Origin of the sequence: Enterobacter sp. BNK-29 (assembly GCF_048684785.1) — a bacterium.
Taxonomy (GTDB): Bacteria; Pseudomonadota; Gammaproteobacteria; order Enterobacterales; family Enterobacteriaceae; genus Enterobacter; species Enterobacter cloacae_M.
Genome location: NZ_JBLQTU010000003.1, coordinates 1 through 19,108 on the forward strand (window position 1 = coordinate 1; position 19,108 = coordinate 19,108).

At 46.0% G+C, this 19,108-nt stretch carries 21 protein-coding genes; 15 read left to right on the forward strand and 6 right to left on the reverse strand.

Annotated elements, in window-relative coordinates:
* Positions 1-371: 371 nt before the first annotated feature.
* Both ACMGGX_RS19485 and ACMGGX_RS19490 read right to left on the reverse strand, forming a co-directional pair.
* Positions 372-908 carry a hypothetical protein gene (locus ACMGGX_RS19485; RefSeq protein ID WP_087822706.1) on the reverse strand — a complete coding sequence of 179 codons (537 nt, stop codon included), beginning with the start codon at positions 906-908 and terminating at the stop codon, positions 372-374.
* Between the two features lie 26 nt (positions 909-934).
* Positions 935-1,627, reverse strand: coding sequence for a LexA family transcriptional regulator (locus tag ACMGGX_RS19490; protein WP_087822705.1), 693 nt, complete (start codon positions 1,625-1,627; stop codon positions 935-937).
* A 127-nt stretch (positions 1,628-1,754) separates the two neighbouring features.
* On the opposite strand from ACMGGX_RS19490, the gene ACMGGX_RS19495 reads away from it, so the two are divergent.
* The 5 genes from ACMGGX_RS19495 (at position 1,755) to ACMGGX_RS19515 (ending at position 6,884) form a co-directional block, all read left to right on the forward strand.
* Entirely contained in the window at positions 1,755-2,006 is a 252-nt protein-coding gene (locus tag ACMGGX_RS19495; protein WP_087822704.1) for a transcriptional regulator, read from the forward strand.
* A 29-nt stretch (positions 2,007-2,035) separates the two neighbouring features.
* Positions 2,036-2,578, forward strand: a complete 543-nt coding sequence (locus ACMGGX_RS19500) for a toxin YdaT family protein (RefSeq protein ID WP_087822703.1) — start codon at positions 2,036-2,038, stop codon at positions 2,576-2,578.
* A gap of 84 nt (positions 2,579-2,662) precedes the next feature.
* Entirely contained in the window at positions 2,663-3,559 is an 897-nt protein-coding gene (locus ACMGGX_RS19505; RefSeq protein ID WP_420298799.1) for a replication protein, read from the forward strand.
* Complete coding sequence (locus ACMGGX_RS19510; protein ID WP_420298800.1) at positions 3,556-4,245, forward strand: replication protein P; 690 nt, start codon at positions 3,556-3,558, stop codon at positions 4,243-4,245. Before ACMGGX_RS19505 ends, ACMGGX_RS19510 begins: the two co-directional genes overlap by 4 nt.
* Positions 4,246-4,544: 299 nt before the next feature.
* Entirely contained in the window at positions 4,545-6,884 is a 2,340-nt protein-coding gene (locus tag ACMGGX_RS19515) for a KAP family P-loop NTPase fold protein (protein ID WP_420298801.1), read from the forward strand.
* A 904-nt stretch (positions 6,885-7,788) separates the two neighbouring features.
* Here ACMGGX_RS19515 and ACMGGX_RS19520 read toward each other — a convergent pair.
* From ACMGGX_RS19520 to ACMGGX_RS19535, 4 genes are all read right to left on the reverse strand, one after another.
* Positions 7,789-8,670, reverse strand: a complete 882-nt coding sequence (locus ACMGGX_RS19520; RefSeq protein ID WP_420298802.1) for a DUF6602 domain-containing protein — start codon at positions 8,668-8,670, stop codon at positions 7,789-7,791.
* A 164-nt stretch (positions 8,671-8,834) separates the two neighbouring features.
* On the reverse strand, positions 8,835-10,256 hold the full coding sequence (locus ACMGGX_RS19525) for a hypothetical protein (RefSeq protein ID WP_420298803.1): 1,422 nt from the start codon (positions 10,254-10,256) through the stop codon (positions 8,835-8,837).
* Complete coding sequence (locus ACMGGX_RS19530; protein ID WP_420298804.1) at positions 10,249-11,595, reverse strand: ParA family protein; 1,347 nt, start codon at positions 11,593-11,595, stop codon at positions 10,249-10,251. Before ACMGGX_RS19530 ends, ACMGGX_RS19525 begins: the two co-directional genes overlap by 8 nt.
* Positions 11,592-12,008: an SAM-dependent methyltransferase gene (locus tag ACMGGX_RS19535; protein WP_420298805.1), complete on the reverse strand. Its 417-nt coding sequence runs from the start codon at positions 12,006-12,008 to the stop codon at positions 11,592-11,594. Before ACMGGX_RS19535 ends, ACMGGX_RS19530 begins: the two co-directional genes overlap by 4 nt.
* Before the next feature lie 770 nt (positions 12,009-12,778).
* Between ACMGGX_RS19535 and ACMGGX_RS19540 the strand changes: the two genes are divergently transcribed.
* From ACMGGX_RS19540 to ACMGGX_RS19585, 10 genes are all read left to right on the forward strand, one after another.
* Complete coding sequence (locus ACMGGX_RS19540) at positions 12,779-13,003, forward strand: DinI-like family protein (RefSeq protein WP_420298806.1); 225 nt, start codon at positions 12,779-12,781, stop codon at positions 13,001-13,003.
* A 387-nt stretch (positions 13,004-13,390) separates the two neighbouring features.
* Positions 13,391-13,993 carry a DUF1367 family protein gene (locus ACMGGX_RS19545; protein WP_232927642.1) on the forward strand — a complete coding sequence of 201 codons (603 nt, stop codon included), beginning with the start codon at positions 13,391-13,393 and terminating at the stop codon, positions 13,991-13,993.
* A complete protein-coding gene (locus ACMGGX_RS19550) occupies positions 13,993-14,199 on the forward strand; it encodes a hypothetical protein (RefSeq protein WP_232927644.1) in 207 nt (68 codons plus the stop codon). Before ACMGGX_RS19545 ends, ACMGGX_RS19550 begins: the two co-directional genes overlap by 1 nt.
* 2 nt (positions 14,200-14,201) lie before the next feature.
* On the forward strand, positions 14,202-14,564 hold the full coding sequence (rusA, locus tag ACMGGX_RS19555) for a crossover junction endodeoxyribonuclease RusA (RefSeq protein ID WP_143347137.1): 363 nt from the start codon (positions 14,202-14,204) through the stop codon (positions 14,562-14,564).
* Entirely contained in the window at positions 14,561-15,394 is an 834-nt protein-coding gene (locus ACMGGX_RS19560; RefSeq protein ID WP_143347136.1) for an antitermination protein, read from the forward strand. The genes rusA and ACMGGX_RS19560 overlap by 4 nt, the downstream gene beginning before the upstream one ends.
* A 1,158-nt stretch (positions 15,395-16,552) precedes the next feature.
* Complete coding sequence (locus tag ACMGGX_RS19565) at positions 16,553-16,855, forward strand: hypothetical protein (RefSeq protein ID WP_048223534.1); 303 nt, start codon at positions 16,553-16,555, stop codon at positions 16,853-16,855.
* Positions 16,855-17,391, forward strand: a complete 537-nt coding sequence (locus tag ACMGGX_RS19570; protein ID WP_045143003.1) for a lysozyme — start codon at positions 16,855-16,857, stop codon at positions 17,389-17,391. Before ACMGGX_RS19565 ends, ACMGGX_RS19570 begins: the two co-directional genes overlap by 1 nt.
* Entirely contained in the window at positions 17,388-17,906 is a 519-nt protein-coding gene (locus tag ACMGGX_RS19575) for a hypothetical protein (protein ID WP_420298807.1), read from the forward strand. The genes ACMGGX_RS19570 and ACMGGX_RS19575 overlap by 4 nt, the downstream gene beginning before the upstream one ends.
* A 785-nt stretch (positions 17,907-18,691) precedes the next feature.
* The gene (locus ACMGGX_RS19580) at positions 18,692-18,898 is read left to right on the forward strand and encodes a hypothetical protein (protein ID WP_199029296.1); all 207 of its coding nucleotides are present in this window, start codon (positions 18,692-18,694) and stop codon (positions 18,896-18,898) included.
* A gap of 19 nt (positions 18,899-18,917) precedes the next feature.
* Positions 18,918-19,097 carry a hypothetical protein gene (locus tag ACMGGX_RS19585; RefSeq protein ID WP_420298808.1) on the forward strand — a complete coding sequence of 60 codons (180 nt, stop codon included), beginning with the start codon at positions 18,918-18,920 and terminating at the stop codon, positions 19,095-19,097.
* Positions 19,098-19,108: the final 11 nt, after the last annotated feature.

The window sequence follows — 19,108 nt, forward strand, 5'->3', positions numbered from 1 at the left end:
ATACCTGATGCACATTGTTGTAGCGGTGGATGGCCGCTGGTTTTCATAACTAAGGCGCCTCGGTGAAGCGACTGAGGTATGAAAGTCGTTTGATTACGCACCATTGCCGTTCACCCTGAGCCCGCCGGGCGTCTGACGCATGGTTTAACGACGCGCCGTTCGTCTATGCGGTTAACAATAGCTAAAGCGATTGATTCGGTCAATCGCCAAAACGATAGCAATCATCGATAAAGTGATAATTAATTGAATGTTAAAGCGATATTTTTTTGTGAATGGCGAAAAAAGTGATAGCTGTTGGGTTAAAAAGTTGGGGGAAAGAGGAGGAGTGGGTGGGTGAGGGCAGTAAAAAACCCGCCGGAGCGGGTTGGATGTTATTCTGTTTCTGGATTTATTTCTGGGGTAGAATATCCATTCAAATCGAAAGTGAATTGACGAGCTCCAGATTGATAAAAATCGGCCTCGATAATCAGTTTCTTATGTTTAGCTATGTCCTGTAGAAACACTTTTGGATTTTCTAAGTAAATAACATCAGTACTACCATTATTTGGCCTGAGTGTTTTGTATTTCTGTATTTTTTCGTCATCAAATTTCACATTGATGTAACAACCATCATATGAAGGACAATTGAATTGCCCTTTAGTGATAATGAGGATTGCTTTATCTAGCTGAATATTGTCAGGGTTTTCACCTTCTTTTAGTTCGACTCTAGGGGAGCGCAGAACCATCGCCAGCCATGATCCGCCTTGATATGGTGGCTGTAAATCAACAGGTCGCTTTGAGTTAGTCTGTAGAATTTTCTCAGTTGTACCACGCATCTCATCTTTAGAATATGTTAACAACCATCTCGCAGACATTGCCTGAGAAGAAATCAAAGCTGTGCTTAAAATTGCAAATTTCAACCATTTCATAATTTTATTATTTCCGTATTTTATCTTTACGCGAATCTTTTATAGTCAACAGACTGCCTAAGCAGAACTTTGGCCATCACATAAAATGTATCTTCATCTTCAGGTTCAACGTACCACTTTTCGTAAATCGGATTGTCGGATATTACCGCGAGGCGGTCACGCTGCATCTGAAGGCGCTTAACATGAAGGGTTTTGCCGAAGACAAATACATAAACCCCATCGCCGTCAAAATGCGTAACGCTGGTATCAACGAAAATTTGATCGCCAGGCGAAATGGTGCCATCCATGCTGTCGCCGTTAACCGTTATGACTTTGACGTGTGCAGCTGGTCGGTTGCCGAACAATGCGCGCGCTTGTTCAGTTGTATATTCAATGGCTCGGATAGTTTCAATGAAATCGCTGGTGACAGTTGCGCCCGGCCCAGCACTGGCTTTAACGTCGAGAACATCCACCCGGTAAACCCCATTCAATGACGGCTTAACCTGGTATAGCGCAGTCGGTACTTTTAAGCCATTGGAAGCCATTTCCCCTTCGCCAGTAGACAGCCACTCCGGCCGCACTCCCAGAACAGAAGCGATCTCAACGGTTTTACGAGAGCCGTTCGCGTCCTTGAGTAACTTATTTACGCTTGACTGAGCCATGCCGACATCTTTGGCTAATCGGCCCTGTGTATATCCAGCATGTTTCATTGCCTGCGCCAGACGCTCCGAGAATCCCATATTCACCCCTATCACTGATTCCTTTAACTGTATCGCTCAAGCGATTATTTAGCAAAAAATCGCCTATGCGATTGACTTTCGCTAAAGTGATAACCATAATCGCTTTGAACTGATAGCTGAGGTGATAATGAAGACCCCAACAGTAGAGAAGAACTCCGCAGTAGAGAAAGCGATCGCCATCGCTGGCAGCCAGAAAGAACTGGCAAAACGTTGCGGTAAAGCGCAGTCCACTATCTGCGACTGGCTAAACGGAAAGAAACGCATCTCCCCGGTTCACGTTCCTGAACTGGTGAAAGCGGTTGGTGGTGAAATCCAGGCTCATGAATTTCGCCCGGACCTGCCGTCTATCTTTCCACCCCCTGACAACCATGCCGCTTAACGGCGGCCCTAACAACGAAAGAGAAAGCAATGCATTCACTTGCGTATCAAAAGAATACCGGAATACATCCGGGAGAAATGATAAACCACGCTCAACCTAAGGCGGCTCCAGACCACGAAAAGATCCGCGAAGTGGTCCGGGCGTGGTCGTCGGCGCTGAACAATCAGGACGTCGTGTCAGCGCTGATCATCAACGAATACCGGGAGCGGGGCGGAACAGCCATCAGCTTCCCGGAGGATATCGGCCGTGCGCGCCAGAAGCTGTTTCGCTTCCTAGATAACCGTTTCGACTCTGAGCAGTACCGCGAGAATGTCCGCCAGCTGGCCCCGGCAATCCTGGCCGTCCTGCCGCTGGAGTTCCGTAACCGTCTGGCGCCGAAGAACGACACGATGTCGCTGATCGCCTCTGCGATGAAAGAGTGTGCCGAGGCTAAGCAGGCTGTCCTGCTGGACGCTCCAGAGCTTCAGAAGCTGAAAGAGGTAAGCGAGGGGATAGCGTCGCTGTTCCGCCTCATGCCGGAGCAAGTAGGTCCTTTGATGACAATGGTCACAACCATGCTGGGGGCAATGTGAAGACTTCAGAAAAGGCGAAAGCCGCGGTGCTCGAACACCAACGGCTTTCAGGTGCAAAAACGGAGTGTAATTGCGGAGCTAAGTATGTCAAACACAGCTGAAATTATCAATTTCCCCCACAGAACCGAACAACCGGGAGGTCGTATGGCCGACCTGTCGAACGGGTATACCAAGGTCGCTAACGAGATCCAACAGCTTAAGCCTCGTCTGAGATTGTCAGGCCGGGAGTGGCAGTGTTTTGAGGCGGTGATCTGGCTTACCTACGGCTGGAACAAGAAGCAGGACCGTGTTACGAACACGGTGATCGCCGAGCTTACAGGGCTGAGTGATTCGCATGTTTCTGATGCGCTCAAATCACTCGCTGAACGTAAAATTATATTCAGTCAAAAGCAGGGCGTGATGAAAACTGTCGGTATAAATACTGACCTTTCTGCCTGGGTTTTAGACAAACCGAAAACGGGAAAAGTGTTACCGAAAACGGGAAAAACCTTCCCGGAAACGGTAGACACCCAAGACTATAACAAGAACAATATTAAAATATCCTCGTCTCGGAATTCTGACGAATCCCGAAACCAGAAAACTCAAGAGTTTCTCTCACGCCATCCAGAAGCTGCCGCCGGGATATACACCCCAGCTGGTAAATCATGGGGATCCGCTGACGACCTCAAGGCCGCACGCTGGATTTACGACAGGCTTCTCACCGTCAACGCATCGTTATCTGAACCAAACTGGGCTGAATGGGCAAACACCATCAGGCTGATGCGTGTGCAGGACAAGCGTACTCACTACGAAATCTGTGACCTGTTCCAGTGGGCCAACCGGGATGAATTCTGGAAAGACAACATCCTGAGCCCTTCAAGTCTACGCAAGCAGTGGGATCAGCTCACCACCAAGCGGCTGCGTGCAAACGGAACGGAAAAACCTTCCCGGGGCGGCATCGACTTGCATAACACTGACTGGATTGACGGGGTGCTGGAATGAAAAACCTTGCTGAGAGCATTCGAAACTTTGACCGGGAACAGGCTCGCCGGGTGGCGCACAACATGCCTGAGCAGTACACCGAACGCGAACAAACGCAACAGGTGGCGCAGATTATCAACGGGCTATTCGTACAGCTGGCGGCCGCGTTTCCGGCAAGCCTGGTTAATCGCAGCCAGGAAGACGTGAACGAGATCCGCCGGCAATGGGTGCTGGCCTTTAAAGAAAATGGGATCACCACTCTGGAACAGGTTGAAGCCGGTATGCGCATGGTTCGCCGTCAGGAGCGTCCATTTCTGCCCTCGCCAGGCCAGTTCATCAAGTGGTGCAGGGAAGGTCGCTGCGTGCTGGGGATCACTACCGCTGACGTGATGGCTGAATACTGGAACTGGCGGAAGCTCGTGTTCCGGTATCCGAGCAGTGAGCAGTATCCGTGGCCAAAGCCGGTTTATTATCACATCTGTCTGGAACTGCGGCGCCGGGGAACTGATGGCCAACTGTGCCACAAAGAATTCGAGCGTGAGGCCGGAGATATTCTGGATAAATGGGAAAAGCGGGTGCTGGCCGGGAAACCAATCCCGCCTGTTCGTCGTGCGTTGGCAGCACCAGTGGCACCGAAGGGGCCGACACCAGCGGAGCTTTTGAAAGCCAAATATGAGCGGATGAAGGCGGAAGGGATGGCACATTGATGAAATGGTCTATTGCGAGCTAAAAGCGGGAGTTTGGAATGCATATTTATATTAAAGTATCTTGAACTACGTGGGGCATATCACTGGTACCAATTCACACATGTCAGTTTGTCATTAGTGTTCTCGCTCAATTGATGTAGTTGCCCGCGTTCCATTTCACGTTGAGAAGGCAAAGCCGTTATACTGGCTTGCAATTTCTGCAGCGAGCTGTATTCATTTAGCTGGCGTAGACAATTTTCTTTCGGTGAAGCTTCTAGCATTAGGACGCTTGTTACATGCACTTTTGGAGATGATGTGCGATGAGTAAGCTGTTGTTCCGTTTGAAGACATGGCGCGCTCGTCGTATCTCGAAGCGCAATGCTGACGTGATAAGGAACGAGCTGCCGGACGGAGGAATCGGGGCGGAGGCACCAATTCGGCATGCATCCGAAGATCGCCTTAGAAGGACCGAATTCGCGGCTCGTATAGCTGACGTGCTTTCAGAGCTTAGTTTGCGCGAAGGCCGAGTATTTGCTATCCGAGGGGGATGGGGTTTCGGCAAATCATCGCTGAAAAATCTCATTACCGAACGGCTCGATGCCAAGAACAACGGAGCGGACTGGCTTGATTTCAACCCCTGGCAATGGGGGGACGGCGATGCTATCGCCGGAGCGCTATTTGGCCAGATAGCAAATCGCTTGGGAGGCGAGCATTCGAAGGCTGCGCTTAACCGTGCTGAAGCACTACGACGCTACGGAGCAATCCTTACAGGGGTTGGTAATCCTCTTAAAGAGGTCGGTAGTTCAAGCTTCCTAGTCTCGACGGTGCTAACTAATGCTTCAGTTATAGCGATCGCGTCGGCCATTGGCTTTGACCTTCCGACGGTAGCAAAGGTTGCGGCTGTTCTTTCCATACTCTCAGTCGGAATTCCTCTTGTAGGACGCATACTCACCCATCTCGGCCGTGACCATAGTGGCGAACCACTCGACAAGGTACGAAGATCGCTTGAGGATCGCCTGCGCGAACTTGACAGACCGCTGGTTGTCTTCGTTGACGACATTGATCGACTTGAGCCAGAGCAGATCAGGATGCTGCTTCGTCAGGTAAAGGCGAATGCTAATCTGCCAAACATTGTTTTTGTGCTACTGTTCCAGCCCAGTATCGTAGAGCGGGCGCTCGATCCTGTTGCTGACGGCAATGGTCGAGCCTTCCTTGAGAAGGTCGTGCAGGCTAATTTTGATCTTCCAGCCGTCCCGGTGTGGATCGTGCATCGTATATTTGAGGAGGAACTCGCTAAAATCGCAGGCCCTTACGCAATCGAGGCAAATGGGTTTTCTCAGAAACGGTGGGGAAACGCTTGCATTGGCTGCATCCTGCCTTGGCTTCGAAATATGCGCGATGCACGCCGCCTCATCTCGTCTATTGCTATAAATATACCACTACATGTTGTGGGCAATGTATTCGAGGTGAACATTGTAGATTTTCTGATTCTTGAGACACTCCGGGTTTTTGAGCCAGACCTACACGATGCACTGTTCCGTGAGCGGGGACTTGTTCTCCAAGAAAGACGCTATTCTTTCAATGGTCGACAGAAGGTAGACCAGGAAGCGGCTAAGGTGCTTCTTGAGATCGTGCCGGAGAACCGACGCGAGAATGCTCGTGACGCGCTAAAAGATTTATTCCCTACCCTCGAATGGGCATATGGAGGGACGAACTATGCTGACGACTTCCATCTTCAGTGGTTGGCGGAAAAACGAGTGTGCACACCTCGCTATTTCCCACGTTACTTCGAACTTCAGACGACGGTCGGAGAAATGTCTGAGCGCCGCTTTGTTGATTTTCTCGATGCAACAACGTCAGAGGAAGAACTCTATACGGCAATCGCTGCCATCGAAGGTGATGGCCTACTGAACTCGCTCGTTGCGAGGCTCGACGAATCCGTCGACCGATTGCCAGTTGAGAACGCTTCTATTCTGCTACCGGGGATGTTCATACTTGCTGAAAAACTTGCAGGTACTAACAGTGGTACTTTTGACTCGTCGTATGTGGCAGCATGGCGAGCGACAAATAGATTCTTGAAACGACTTCCTGAGGATGTTCGAAGTGATTTGGCTCTCGCATCTCTCCGTAAAACTGGAGCGTTATCTGTCGCCTCAATCCTTATTCATCTGAGCGATCCAGCCGATCGAAAAGAGAGGAGCAGTGGTGTCTTCGAGCCAACGCTAGAGCTAAACACCGTTGCGGCAATGAAGGTCGAATGGTTGCGATTGATTAGGGGCCGCGCAGAAGACGGCGACATTCTCCTCACCGAACCTGATCTTATATACCAGCTCTATCGCTGGAAAGATTATACAAACTCAATAGACGAGCCGCGAGAATGGCTCATGAAAGCAATTCAAACCGACCAAGGTTTCGCAACCGTGATCTCTCGCTTAATGCACCGAGGTAACAGCTACACGTATGGTGATAGGGTCCCCACCCCTCACAATAGTTTCAACAAAGAAGCAATTGCCGATTTTATAGGCATTGAACATGCGAAGGCCAGAATTGACTCAATTAATCCAGACGAATTCCCAGAGTATGAAGAAGCACTGCAGGTGCTGCTGATACATCTCGAAAAGTGGCTTGGTTTGAGGGAAAATGACTTGTTTGATTACTAGAAGATAGTTCCTGCTGACGTTTAAAAATCCACTTAAGCATAAATCAAACCAAAAATGTCCGCTTATGGCATAAAGCTGACATCCCAAACATGTATCAGATCGTTAAAATTGCCATAAGTTGAGCTAGTCACTCTATGACATGGCGCTTGCGCATTCGGCTGGGAAAACAAATCTAATCTTTGTTGAAAGCCTGGCTGCGCCCAAGCTAATCGCCTTTTGACAACTTTTAGGCGAAAGAAATACAAAGGTAGTATCTTTTGCGTGTATAACCGAGGTTGCAAAATCGCCAACTGGCGATTGACGGGCATGGCATGCAATTACGAATGACAAGATCAATTGGCCCCCGCTAGTTCTAGTCAAGTCGGGTTAAGGCTATCTGTTTACGGTTGACTAAAAATGAATTTGAGCGCTCCCTTAATAGTCTTCTGGCCACAATTGATGAATCTGAACTTTCTCCTGAGCAAGTCAAAAGCATTAAGGGAATGTGTTGACAGAATTAACCTGGCAAGGGGGAAGGGGATGCGGGCGTGAACAATTTTGATTAAGGATATTTCGATGTTGTTTTGATAATTTCAATTAGTAAGAATGAAAATTACATGGGATTAGCAAAGAGTTACCGTTGTTTGGTTGTGTATTTTTTAAACTAAATGTCAATGAGTTAATCTTCGCTGGCGGGCTTAAATTTGGCTTGCTATGTCCCTTTGTGGCACTATCTTGACATCCATTCATCCAATTTTTTATCACGAAAACAGCCTTAATTTTAACTGATGTTTTTGTTATGGCAGTGGTGTTTGAGTATCATGCGGACAACAATTTTAGATGTTTGCTGGAAGAATGTTTGCAACCTCTAAAAAGCCTTTTCGAAGCGCAGTGAAGGTTTGTCTCTTGCTGCGCTTCAATAGAGCTAACGTTCCCCATCACATTCTATTTTTCCAAGGTACTTCTCAATATCTCGTCCTGAAGGGAATGCTGTAAATCCAGGGCGTCTTATATTTCGTCTACTTTTATCATAAAAAACCGAAAGGATCCCCGAAAGGATGAATTGTAATCCCAGGTGAGATTCACCTTCACCGTGAACCAAGCTAATAAATTTTGCTTTAGTTACCTTTTTTTCTTCGGGTCTTTGCTTAAACAAGCTCCACTCACTAAGAGAACCAATATAGCCAATTAAATCATCAAATGTCGGTTTATCGCCACATCCATATGCTTCGACGATTTTATTAAATATCCAAGCTAAATTTTCCTCGCGCTTTTTATCTATCTTTGATTCCATTGTTACCAAAGCGAGAAAAGGCCCCCTAACTTTGTCGACTTGATTATTGGAGTATTGAGTTTTGCATAACTTTGAAGCATTCCATAAAGCTTGACACTCTTTTGCTATATCTCCATCGTTAAGGTATTTTTTTACTGAAATTATTGCTACAACTCCCTCCGGAGGAACTATCGCACTATTTCCAAACCTTTGGAAAACTGGATATCTTTCAGAATCGTAGACAATTATGTCTAACTGAGATGAGTTTTTATCAAAATCATACCTCCGCTCTTTACCTGTAGTGCCAGTTTTTACTGCAGGCCGAAGTATGAACCCAGTAAGAATCTCTAATCCTTGAGGAAGATATTTTGAAAAATACTCGCGCAATAACTCTTCTACGAATCGACCATCCTCACCATGATGCGCTGATCCTTTATGTTTTTGAGAAGGAATAAGTGTTTCAAATTGCCTATATATGGATATAAGTGCATCAACCTCTTGCGACCAATAGTTTTGAAGTCTCTTTCCGTCCATAAATTCCTCCTATTTCAGTTATTACGTCAATGTATTTATATAATAAACTTTGATACTAGCACGATTTTTTATTACATCGATGTAGTGAAAAGACAAATGGAAAAAACCAACAATAAAAGGTGCTATTTTTCATAGCACCTTTTATAAAAGTTTTAATTATAAATCTAATCTCTTTTACTTTTAGGTTTAACCCCACCTTTTCTTCCTAATCCGAAACCAACCCTATACAAATCTGGCATATCAACACGACCATCTTTTTTTGTTTCAATTAGTCCAAGATTCTCTAGGTCTTCCCTAATTCCTGACCAACCACGTTCAGCATGTTGAGCGGGTAGTCTATTAGTATTCACTTGCACTGGCCCGGAAGGAAAAGAACTCATCCATCTTTGATCGACGGTTTCAATATCACAAGGTACGTTCAAACCTTTTAAAGTAGATAAAACATCTGGTACCCAAGGATAATCTTCTGCAACTTCAGTAACTCGTATCTCAGAAGCCTGCTGAATACCACGCTTTAAACTTTCATAATGTAATGCATATTCATGATTTGGATAGCGAGAACTTGAATCTTGAGCTGCTTGACTGATCGCAGCTAAAAATGACCTTGGTGAGGTTTGTCCTCTGCCATCCGATAAATGATTTACAGACCACGTGTATGGTACACCTCGTCTTTTATCTTTACCCATCCATGGTCCTGCTAATTTTTCAAAAGCCTTCCTTTGGGCTTCGCTTTCTCTTTTCATTTCGTCTGGAAGCTGAAAGGAGTTATTGACAGAAGCAAGTGTTCTAGATGTGGCGTTCTGACATATTTCACGTAAAATATTAGCATTCAAATCCGTTGAATTAATTAATCTTTGCCAAAGTAAACCATGCAGATCATGTCTGCTCCATGTCAGTTCTGCTTTAGTTGCCAATATTTTTGAAGCATCAGGAAAGTTAAAAACTGTTCTAGCCGCTTGGTCTTCACGTAAAAATACCTTTGCTGATAAACCATTATATGATTTCAGCCATAAGACTGCACGCAATAGACCGCGAACAATCTCATCCATTCTCTGCCAATCGTTACTTGTCCTGTCCAAAGCGTCAAAAACAATTAGTCCATTCCAGTTACGAGATGTACTCATTAGCCTTGCAGCTTTTTCAGGCTCCGATTTGAACCAATCGATAGTTTCTTGCCAAGTATTAGTAGGTATAGAAATGTTTGATTTTCCAGCTACCCAGCGAATAATCACTGTTCTCCAAATATCATATGGAACATAATTGTTACTCAGCAATAGTTGGAAAGTATCTTCATTTGGATAACTATCAATATCCTCAACATTTGAAAAACCGACAAATATTTCTAAATTTTGTAATTCGGGAACATATTCTTGCATGGTAGCGCGAAGATGCCTTGATTTGAGAACTGCTGTCCAAAATGATTTACCAACACCACGCCCTCCAATTACAATATTGGAGGCAAGCTTCAAAGCTTTGATATGAGATAATGGCACATATAAGTCACCAATATCAGGTTCATCTCCAAAGCTACTTGATTCCAGGGAGGCGGAGGAGATTGCACGCCTAATTATTTGAACATCAGTCATCAGATATCTCCGAGTCAAAAACACTCTCAATCCCTTCAATTAAGGGTCCAAAAATTGACTTTATAGAATTTTCATCAATTGTGGCTAGTCGTCCGTGCAGAGCTAAGGAACCAGTAAAACTTCGGTGCCACTGAATTGCCCAAGGATTATGAGGGGCCCCCTCATCAGAGCTATCGAAATTCCATCCTTCTACTAATTCTCTTACCTTCCATTTGTAATCTTCATCGTTGGAAGGTCCCACTGCATCGATTGGCGCCGCTTCGATTTCGTCATATAAATTATTGGAGAAAAGATCGTATGCATGATCTCTGAGTGATATAAGATATTCAATCTTGTCTGTTTCTGGAACCATAGAGGCAACAATTTGTAATCTTTCGCGAATATCGTTAGCAACTTCACTGTTCAACCAATGTTCGAATAATATTTTATAACCGTTCCATGTCTGCAGCCCATCTAAAGCAAATAGTAGTACTAGATTAGCCCCCATATCTGTAACACAACATGAGGCGATCTCATCAATGCCTGAACGTGAATCAATCAATATGATATCAGGGGATATAACTTGTTCGAGTTTATCAATTAGTCTATTTAATCTTTGTGACCATTTTTCTTTTCTACCTTGTTGATCTACTTTTGGCATCCAAACTCTACCGAGTTTTGACACATACTCTCCAGCTTCAACTCCATGAGCTGGTACAACAAAGATTTCGCCATCATGAGACAATGGGCTTGTTGCTATCATTGAGTCAATTAGTTGTTCACCATTGTCGACTAAATCTTCTACAAGCCAATCGGTGATACCATATTTAGGTTGACGATCAATAGGTAATAGAGCTGTAGATAATCCAGGTGATTCTAGATCAAGATCTAATACTAAAACTGTCTTGCCTTGTTGTGCGAGTTTCCAAGATGCTGCCGCAAGGGATGTAGAACGCCCCACACCTCCCTTTATAGAGAAGAAAACAACTCGCGGAGAATTTTTGGTTATTTTTGAAACGTTTCCCCAAGAAGATTCATTGGCATACCGATCAGCGAGGAATACATTTTCAAAGCCATTGATTCTGAATAGCTGCGCACCATCCTTCACATATTCAATATCATTTTCAAATAATGTTGAAACGTTATGATAATGTCCATGGAGTTCCTTTGAAAGCTCATTTTCAAGAGCATGTAATCCCTCGATTTTCTGGGGGCTATCCTTGATTGATTCTGGTGCAACCAGACGAACCCTTCCATTCAGGTCACGGTTTAAAACTAACCAATCCAAAGATTGAACCAGATCAGTATATTTACTTATAATTTGAGTAGATGATGGCACGATTTGGTCGAAAGTTATCATACTAATCCTGCTAATTTGGCTTTTCTTATCAATTGATTAACTTGATCGGCTGCTGCCTTATGTGGAGAGACTTTAGCCGCATCGAAGCTCGATTGGTTGTAATAACGCTGCGAAGCATTCCAATCTTGGAAAGGGTTTGTTCCATTCAACTGGTAACCTGCTCCACTAGTATGCGACGAGCGATAGCTCTCGAATCGATCCCAAACTTTATCAGCGTGTACGGTATCAGAACTTTTTTGAGGCATTTGTTTCACGTTATCGAACGGCATACCAAATGCTTTCATTAACGATTTCAGACCACATTCGACTGAAAATCCATATAGTTGATCTGCATTAGCAAATCTTCCAGAAGAAAATAATTGATTGGCATCAACTAAATGCCGATCATGTGAATCTACAAAATCTGTGCTCATTTATTGACCTTTTTGTTGAATCTTCATCAGATCATTGCATTGCTTTACAGTACACTAATAGCATAGTGTTCAACAACCTATACCTGCTAAGCGTTCGTCGCAAATTTTTTTGATGCTCAAATAATCTGCACCATCGAGATATAGATATCAGCCAGATTTGCATCTTTTCAAGCCTGGGACTTGGAGTCTATAAATTTAGTTTTATCTTGCATGAAGTGTGCCGATTTGTATTTTCATTAGCGAAACGATGCAAGTGATATTTTTTGCATTTTTATAGTCTGATTTTGAAACTATATGCTTGCTAAGGATGTTGCTGGCTCGGTGTTTTACACAAACAACGATTGTAAATAATGCAATTTATGGCTGGATACTGAAAATTTATCATACATATCTAGATCAGTTATAAAGATAAGCCATGCCTCATCGAGATTAATTCTTTCTCTGTTACTTTGAAAGTATTCAACATATCAAATTTTGAGGTTTTTTCCGTGGGGCATTTTCAGCAGACAGTTATAAAAGTCTAAGGTTATTGTTAAAACGTTTCTCGTTCGAACTCTAAATGTTACATCTAATAATAAATTTCTTTTTAAAATAAAAACGCCAACTCTGCGTAGGTATTTATGTTACTAGGCGATTACGGCGTTAGCTTTAAAGCAATGAGTTATAGAACTTTGAGTAGTTTTTTTGTTCTCTTAAACGATTGCAAAAGTCATCAAGAGAGTTTATAAAAGCACTGCATATGCATACAGCTTGCCATTGCGGAGGGAATAATGAAAATCGAGTTAACCATTGATCGCGTGAAGAAACTTCCTGATGGAGCTATACCTGCGCTCGAGTCAGACCTGCTCAGAAGACTCAGCAAGCAGTTCGATAATTGCCAGCTTACGATTAAGCGTGCCGGCAATGACGGTTTGACTGTTTTCCGGGGCGACAAGAAAGAGGTCGAACATATCGTGCAGGAGACCTGGGAAAGCGCGGACGAGTGGTTTTATTAATCGCGTGAATTTCACTGGAGCAGTTTCAAAGAGTATCGCTGTTTGCGTTCCCCTGGTTGTCCCGATTACTGTTTACCGCGTCAATAAGTCGCTCTGGGGGAAATAGTGTGTAGTGCAGATGCCTTTAATGCAGATGATCAATGGTACGACGTGGTCAGAAGGGCCGATAAAGCAGTTATCTATAGCTTCCCGGCGGAAGGGAGATATCTGGTTTATCGAGTAAATGGAATAGTTTCAATACGACCGTTACTCGAAGAGGAAGAAATATTCACTCTCAACGGGTTTATGCAATTTGCAAAACGACTGGGGTACCGAGTTACACCACCGTCTGATATTATTCTTTCATAGGCCTGAACAACCTATACCTGATGCGCCACGGAGAGAACCATGGCGCTAGAATTACAACTTATAAAACACCACTCAGGAATACTGATCCCGGCTACGCCCGAGACCAGCGATATCCTGCAATCAAAAACCCGGCTCGGCGATGTTCTTGTTGCCGAGTTCAGGCGGGTACGTAACCCGGCGTTCCATCGGCGCTTTTTCGCGCTTCTCAATCTCGGTTTTGAATACTGGGAACCAACCGGCGGGGCCATCTCAAGTAACGAGCGGAAGCTGATCACCGGCTACGCAAAATTCCTGGCTTCTTATGGCGGGAATGAGGGCGCGCTGATCGATGCTGCTGAGCAGTATCTTGAGCAGGTTGCTTACCGGCGCGTCACGAATGGCATTAGCCTGTGCAAGTCCTTCGATGCTTACCGCTCATGGGTAATCGTTGAGGCAGGGCACTTTGATGCCATTCAGCTGCCAGACGGAACACTCAAAAAGCATCCTCGCAGCATCTCGTTTGCCAATATGGACGAGCTCGAGTTTCAACAGCTCTATAAAGCTGCGCTCGATGTACTCTGGCGCTGGGTGCTGTCCCGTTCTTTCGGCAGTCGTGATGAGGCAGAAAGTGTCGCCGCACAGCTGCTTGGCTTTGCGGGGTGATGGCCATGAAATACACCTGGTTTCATCACACCGACTGCAGCACCGAACAGGCCGACGAACTGGTTAAGCGCTACAAAGCGCGCGGCGTGCGAGTTGAACGCAGCCTAAACCCGGATTACGTGACCTGGACTGTCAGAGCATTCCTTCCAACCTCAAATACACCAGCGCGCCCGGATAGCCGCTGGCGAAACCGGATGTGGGGGTGAACGTGAAGACATATCAAATCACTTTGCCCTGGCCGCCGAGCAACAACCGGTATTACCGGCACAACCGCGGGCGCACTCACATTAGCGCAGATGGCGTCGCGTATCGCTATGCGGTCGCCAGTCTCATTCGAAGCGCCCGGCTTAATATTCGGACAGCTGCACCACTCAAAATCCGAATTGATTGTCACATGCCCGACCGCCGGCGGCGCGATCTGGATAACCTGCAGAAAGCTGCATTCGACGCTTTAACCAAGGCGGGATTCTGGCTGGATGACTGCCAGGTTGTCGACTATCGCGTTGTGAAAATGCCTGTCGTTAAGGGCGGGAAATTAGAACTCACCATTACCGAGCTGGAGACCGCATGAATCTTGAAAATACCCTCAAATATCACTTCGCCAAATCGACAATGATCAGCGACTCTCCGCGTGCAACGGCGTCAGACTCATTGACCGGAACGGATATCATGGCCGCTATGGGCATGACACAGGAACGGGCCGCCATGGGGTACAGTGCTTTTCTCGGGAAGTTGGGGATCAGCAGCAACGACCGGGAGAGGGCGATCGAATTGCTGGCCCAGTACGCGCTGACCAAGTGCGATCGGGTGGCTGCCCTGCGCAAACTGGATGCCAGGGTTAAGCCATTAGTGATGCACCAGCTGGCCACCTTCGCGTTTGAGGACTATTCCCGCAGCGCCGCCAGCGTGAAGCAGTGCGATGGCTGCAACGGGGAAGGGTTTATCGACGCTGAGGTTTTCAGCATGAAGTCTCACACTCCGGCAAGAGAGAAGAGGTTCGTGAAGTTGTCTTTGCAAATGGGCGTCGAAGATATTCGTCCTTCCGACTATGAGGTGCACAGGCAGGTTAGGGAAGTCACTCGAGTTCTATGTCCACAGTGTAAGGGTAAGAGGGTCGTTAGTTGTGCCTGTAATGACTGTCATGGACGCGGGAAAGCCATTAATCAGGCTCTTACAAAACAGCAGGGCGTTCCGGTTCTGGCTGATTGCAAACGCTGCAGCGGGCGGGGGTATGAAAGAATTCCATCAACTGAGGCTTACGCCGCGGTGTGTCAGATAACGGATGCAATCAGCCTCGATACTTGGAAAAAGTCTGTTAAGCCATTTTACGATCAGCTAATCACCAAGTTTGATATCGAAGAGGCTTGGGCTGATGCGCAGCTTAAGCAGATAACAAAATAGGGCATTATTTTATCGTGAGCTATTTACTTTTCTCGAATCTGTGGTAGTTTTCCTCTAACGATGGGTTATTGCCTTCGTTTAAAGCCCCGCGGTTAACCCCGTGGGGCTTTTTAAATTTCTATGTCTATACTGTGAGTGTTGCGAATCCCCCTCTGCGGTGGGGCGTTCCAGTAGTTACCTGAAAAGGAAACCTCTCAGACGCGGGAATGTTTACTGGAGTCATTCTCACCGGGAGGCACCCGGCGCAACAAATCATCTTCTTTCCTGATGAAAACTGAGCCAAACATTTTTCAAAGCTGCCTATCGGCGGCTTTTTTTGTTATCCCTCGTTTTAAGAGTGCCCATAGCAATGACGTATTGACCATGCGAATGAATTCATCGTAATTTATTCACGTGGTGAATCCTTTCTATGCGAAAGGGCGTACCAGTCAACTGCTGTCTGCAGGTATGCGCGCGTCTTTGCTGACTGGGGTAGAGTCACCGGGAGGCACCCGGCACCATGAAAACAACAACACAAGTTTCAAATTCCTTGAGAGCCTGCCATAAAACGCAGGCCTTTTTTTATGACTTGGAAAACTACTGCTACGCTTTAAGTCGTGAGAAGTTACTGAATGCTCGTTGGTTCTCCTGAACCTTATGTGAATCAGCCGATACAGCTTCACTACTGAGTCATTGGTTTCACTCACACCTACCTTACAAATAGTCAACTGATTGGCCCGCTTCAAAAGAGCGGGCTTTTTTTATCTATCCACTCAAATTTTCTGAATGGAGGAGTCAGAGCAAGAGGGGGCTAAATGTCTGAGCATGTGTCTGGTACTAATGTGGTGGCAGGTAGATATTTGATAGCTAGCTCAGTGCACTAAAAAGTGCGGAGAACGACATCAATCTTCTCCGCATTAATAATGCCAGTGCTACCCGCTTGTATCTCTTATATCCCTATGAGGATAAGTTTTTAACTTAACGCAAATGATAACATTTAAAAACTATGTGAATAGTTAATTGTTTTAAAGCTTTAAATAGTTCTTCTTAAGGATTATTTAATTTTTTGCATTCCTCAGAAGAAGGAAGCTCCAGCAGGTTTTGACCCTCACAAGGCTGCCGTTTGGCGGCCTTTTTTATTTCTTGCAATAGCACCCGCACAAAGCGAGGTGAGAGACCATGAAAATGAATGATTCAGGGAACATCTTCACGCAGTTTTTCGCGTGGGTAGCAGCTCTGGCGTCAGCAATTGGATTTACCACTCAGGATCTGGTGTTCATGTTCTTTGGCGCTGCTGGTCTGCTTATCTCGCTTGCCTCCTACATTAACGGGCGAGTGGATGCAAACCGTAGGCGTAGAGAGGATGAGATTCGAACAAAAATGGTCAATGACTACCTGAAAGGCGTTGGTGATAAACCCCTTCACGAGCGTCCTGCTGCTGCAAGCGTGGTCGTTGAGGCATTACAAAAGGAAGGTGAGTGATGGGATCCAGAGCAAAGTTGAGTACTGCAGTTCTGGGGCTGGTACTGGCTGGTGCTCCTGCATCCGTCATTCTCGATCAGTTTCTGAATGAGAAAGAGGGTAACAGCCTCACGGCCTACAAAGATGGCGGCGGTATCTGGACTATTTGCCGCGGCGCAACGATGGTTGATGGTAAACCGGTTGTGCAGGGCATGAAATTGACTCAGGCCAAATGCAATCAGGTGAACGCCATCGAACGCAATAAGGCTCTGGCGTGGGTTGATCGCAATATTACGGTACCGCTTACCGAACCTCAGAAAGCTGGGATAGCTTCTTTCTGCCCGTACAACATCGGGCCAGGTAAGTGCTTCCCGTCCACGTTCTATAAGCGCATTAATGCCGGTGACCGCCGCGGGGCATGCGAGGCAATCCGCTGGTGGATTAAAGACGGTGGTCGCGATTGCAGCATGACTAAAGGTCAGAAGAACGGCTGCTACGGTCAGGTAGAACGGCGAGACCAGGAAAGTGCGCTGGCGTGCTGGGGGATAGACCAGTGAAAATTAATCCGGGTATTATCGGCGTTGTCATTATTGCTGGCCTTTCGGTTGCCCTCGTTCGGAGCTGCTCGGAGGCCAGTAATCTTCAAAGCGAAAACGACGTTCTGCGAAGTGACAATTCTCTGCAGGGGCAGGTTATCGCTACCCAGGCATTCAACTTCAATCGATTCAATCAGGTTGCAGAACATGCCAATAGGCTCAACTCCCTGATTGACACCAGCACCGAAGAAACCGTAATCGAATACCGGGAGATTCTCCGTCGTGAAAAAACCTGTAATCTGCCTGTTCCTGCTGACATTGCTGGTGGGTTGCTCGAATACGCGCACCGTTTACGTGCCAGCGCCTTGTACTCCGATACCCACAGACCTGACACAGCCGATGATCGTGCCGCTGCCGCCAGCTCAATAACATACTGCCAGGCTGTGCTCTGGATTAAGCCGCTGCTGGCAGTGATTGAGAAGGGCAACAATAACTTGGCTGGTATAAGGCAGATAGAGCTGGAAAGGAAAAACTAGGGATGGCTCGTCCTTGAGCACACGGGTATTTCTTTACGACGACTTTACCTGACATAGCAAAGCACCTTTAAATTCTAGAAAAGGCTCAATATTTAACAAGCGAAGCGCATCAATCCCAAAAAAAAGCCCCCACGAGGAGGGCTACCAGAGTCTCAGTTTCACATGCTCTTTTTATCGATGTTTCCCTGGAGTTGGCATTCTCCGCATCAGAGTCATGGATATCCTGGCATGGACCTAGAGATCAACAAGCGTAAGCGTAAGGAATTAAGATTTTACTGAGGCATAAAGATTGGTGTTAGGTGCCAAGTTATCTATCTGTTCACGATATCGATGTTCTGGACCGACAGACGAAGAAAGACATCCTGGCGCATAACAAAGCGTGGCAGGCGAACTGCTAGGAAATGAAAAATAGAGTACAGGCTTTTTAGTTGGAATTAATGGTCTGTAAAGTATCCCTCAAAATTATCTATGAATTTAATAAGATAATGAGTCGCTTCGTTAATATCAAAGATTAAAACTATCCATATGGCAGTAAGCAACATCAGGACAACGTAAAGCACATACATCACTAACCTCATTCAGACTGTCCATAGCATTGTTATCGTTTATTGATGTCACAACTCTAAGTTACAGACAAGCAAAAATACGGCCTCGTTCACGCGAGGCTTTTTTGTGCGCATCGCACGAGCACATCAAAGAAAGTCTTTCAGCTGTGAGCCTGGGCAAACCATTAACTTTCGGCGGCTTTGTCGTGCGGCAGGCTCACGCCTAAAAGGAAATCCCTCATGAAATATTTATCGCGGCAGCAGGCGATGCTGGGCATGCGCGTAACAATGACCGACGACGGCTTGATTCTCAAAAGTCCTGCAGGTAGCGCACACTACGATTTGAAAGGTCGCCGCCATACAGTTTGGGGTGATGCTTCTTTCTTCCCTGAACATCTACGGGTGAAAGATAAGCGCAAACCGAAAGGTGGCCACAAGCGTCAATAAATCAATCTCCGGAGGAGTAATGACATTCATCCTGATTTTCTCATTGTATGCGTCAGCTTGGGCGGATAACGATTTTGCAAGCGTACGCTCTCAGGAGTTTTCGTCGTTGGAAACGTGTGAGGCTGCGAAAGCTGAATTTCTAAAGAATTTTGAAACTGCTCGCTCCACAAATACTCAGGCTATTTGTGTGAAAAAATAAAAGGCGTCCAC